We start from the raw sequence: 2,481 nt of genomic DNA, 5'->3' as shown, positions 1-2,481 counted from the left end.
GTAAGCGTCAAAAGATCCACACCTTCATAAGAAGACGTGGATCAGATAAGATAAGTTTATTCTTTTGGAAGCCTGCAATGATCGGGAAGTTCTATCGACCAAGGCAGAAGGATTTGGAGCTGCTCCCTATCATCCATGTTGATGTTTGGGAGCGTCTCAAATAGGTGGACCAGGTAGCGGAAGACATCTAGTCCATTTTCCTTTGCGGTGACAATCAAGCTATAGACCATGGCGCTCACCTTTGCTCCTTGCGGAGTATTGGAGAATAGCCAGTTCTTGCGACCAATCACAAATGGCTTGATCATCCGCTCTGCGTGATTGTTGTCGATGTCAAGGCGACCATCCAAAAATGGCACCATCAGTTTCTTTTCCTGATTAAGTGCGTAAGTGACCGCCGTACCCAACCCGCTTTTCGGTACGATGGTCGGTCTCTCCTTTTTTAGCCATGCGAAAAAGGCCTCCGCAAGAGGCAGAATTTTTTCCTCGCGTATGGTACGCCGGATATCCGGGTCTTGGATACCGGATACCTTTTCCATCTTCGTTATTTCCTTTTCAATCCCATAGATAGCCCCGATCCGATCGATGGCCTCTTCTGAAAAGGTCTTCCCTCCGTCCTTCGGACGGGATATAGCTTTCTGGGCCTCGACGAATTTCCGCCGCATGTGAGCCCAGCACCCTGAAAGGGTGACACCGGGAAGGTCGTTATAACCAGGGTAGCCATCTGTATGGAGTTTCCCCTTGAATCCCTTCAGAATCCGCTTGGGATGCTTGGCGGCTCGGGTCGTCTGGTAATCGTACAGTACGCAGGGCGGTCCGCTCCTTCCTGTGCAGTAGAGCCACATATAGGATTTGGTGGATGCAGCCCGGCCGTCTTCGCGGAGCACCTGCACCGTTGTCTCATCCGCATGAAGGACCTCCTGTTCCAGGAGGAACTCTGCCATAAGCTCATATAACGGATGGATCCAGCGTTCCCCTGTCTGGATGATCCAATTGGACAGCGTCTGGCGTGACAGGTGGACACCGGTCTGCCGGAGCTGCTCTTCCAGCCGATAGAGCGGCAGCCCTGCCATGTATTTCTGAGTCAGGACATAGGCGACGGCCGAGGGGGAAGCCATGCTTTTCGGGATGACCGGTTCCGGCATTAGTGCTGCGATGATGGGTGTCCTGATATTTTCCCGTTCGCAGGTCCGGCAGGCATAGATTTCTCGCTCGTGCTGGATGACCTTGACTTGAGCAGGGATGATCTTAATCTCTCGGCGGATTTCGGTTTTCATGACATGAACCTCGTTTCCGCAATCTGAACAGGCCCGCCCCTCTGGGGGCAGGCTGTACAGGATGGTTTCAGTCGGGATGTCTGGATCGAGGCTCTTCCTCGATTTTCTCTTCCCCTCTCGGGGAGAATCTTCCGAAGGAGATACCACTTCCACTTTGGTCTCCTTGAGGTCGGCTGCGGATTCCGCTTCATTGAAAAGGGTGAGTTCGAGTTGGCCAACAGGTTGCTTTTCACTGGAAGTGCCGAACTTCTGATGGATTTTCAAGTTCAGTTTTTCCTCATACCAGTTGACAAGCGCTTCCAGCTTTTCGACTTTCTCCTCCAGTTCAAGGATTCGGTTTTCATTTTCAGTTGTATGGGATGAAAGTGGCTGTAATTTTTTCATGTCTCCCTTTTTCGACAGGAAATGGCCGAATCCTTCTTTGTTAGACGACTATTTTCGCCGTGACCTTCGGAAACACTTTCCCCTCTTCGAGTGTCAGTCCATCGAGGATCCATCGAAGTTGCCGGGGTGTGATGACGGTCACCGTATCCTCCGGCCCGTCGGGCCATTGGAAGCGGCCGTTTTCAAGGCGCCGGTAATACAGCCAAAATCCATTGTGGTCCCAGTGAAGGATCTTCACCCGGTCACGGCTTCGGCTGCAGAACAGGAAGAGGTTCGACGAACAGGGATCCAACTGGAAAGTCTCCTGAACTGTAGCGGCCAGCCCATCGATGGAGAGCCGCATATCGGTTGTCCCGTGTGCCAGATAGATCCCGTCGATCCCATCAAGGTTAATTCGCATTGCGGAGCACCTCCACAATTTCACGAAGCAATTCCTGATCGAAACCGGCGGTGACTTCGATCCGGCAATCGTGAACGAAGACATCGAGGGTGGAGGAGGGGATCTCCACATTCAAGGAAGACCAAACGGTCTCTTTCATTTCAACAGGGCGTTTCTCGATTTCATCTGGGAAAAGCTGCTTTCTCCAGTAAAGGAACTGTTTATACGTAATGTCTTCCTTTTCGTGGACCCAATCTTTGATGGATTGTCCGCTTTCACGCCATTCATCGATTAGACGGATCCATTCTTCCTCTTTACCGCTTACCTGTACTTCCTGGAATTGTGTATCTGTCTCCATAAAAAAACTCCTTTCCGGATTAAAATCTATCCCCATTATTTCACGAGGCAGACATAGAAAGGAGGTGTTGTTCTATTGACGCTTAC

At 51.0% G+C, this 2,481-nt stretch carries 3 protein-coding genes; all 3 read right to left on the bottom strand.

The annotated features are described in order from the left end of the window. Window positions 1-56: 56 nt before the first annotated feature. Genes tnpC through tnpA form a run of 3 tightly spaced genes read right to left on the bottom strand, consistent with a single transcriptional unit; the run spans window position 57 to window position 2,395 of the window. On the bottom strand, window positions 57-1,658 hold the full coding sequence (gene tnpC / locus AB1K83_RS18125) for an IS66 family transposase (protein ID WP_413059611.1): 1,602 nt from the start codon (window positions 1,656-1,658) through the stop codon (window positions 57-59). A 40-nt stretch (window positions 1,659-1,698) separates the two neighbouring features. Further along, window positions 1,699-2,058, bottom strand: coding sequence for an IS66 family insertion sequence element accessory protein TnpB (gene tnpB / locus AB1K83_RS18120; RefSeq protein ID WP_413059610.1), 360 nt, complete (start codon window positions 2,056-2,058; stop codon window positions 1,699-1,701). Next, window positions 2,048-2,395 carry an IS66 family insertion sequence element accessory protein TnpA gene (tnpA, locus tag AB1K83_RS18115; protein ID WP_413059609.1) on the bottom strand — a complete coding sequence of 116 codons (348 nt, stop codon included), beginning with the start codon at window positions 2,393-2,395 and terminating at the stop codon, window positions 2,048-2,050. Before tnpA ends, tnpB begins: the two co-directional genes overlap by 11 nt. Window positions 2,396-2,481: the final 86 nt, after the last annotated feature.

This window comes from Sporosarcina sp. 179-K 3D1 HS (assembly GCF_047228905.1).
Taxonomy (GTDB): Bacteria; Bacillota; Bacilli; order Bacillales_A; family Planococcaceae; genus Sporosarcina.
The sequence above is the reverse complement of the archived record's forward strand: the minus strand, read 5'-3'. Positions and strand labels throughout refer to the sequence as shown.

Coding starts and splice junctions, on each gene's coding strand:
- tnpC (WP_413059611.1), bottom strand. CDS start 1,658: ATGAAAAAATTACAGCCACTTTCATCCCATACAACTGAAAATGAAAAC.
- tnpB (WP_413059610.1), bottom strand. CDS start 2,058: ATGCGAATTAACCTTGATGGGATCGACGGGATCTATCTGGCACACGGG.
- tnpA (WP_413059609.1), bottom strand. CDS start 2,395: ATGGAGACAGATACACAATTCCAGGAAGTACAGGTAAGCGGTAAAGAG.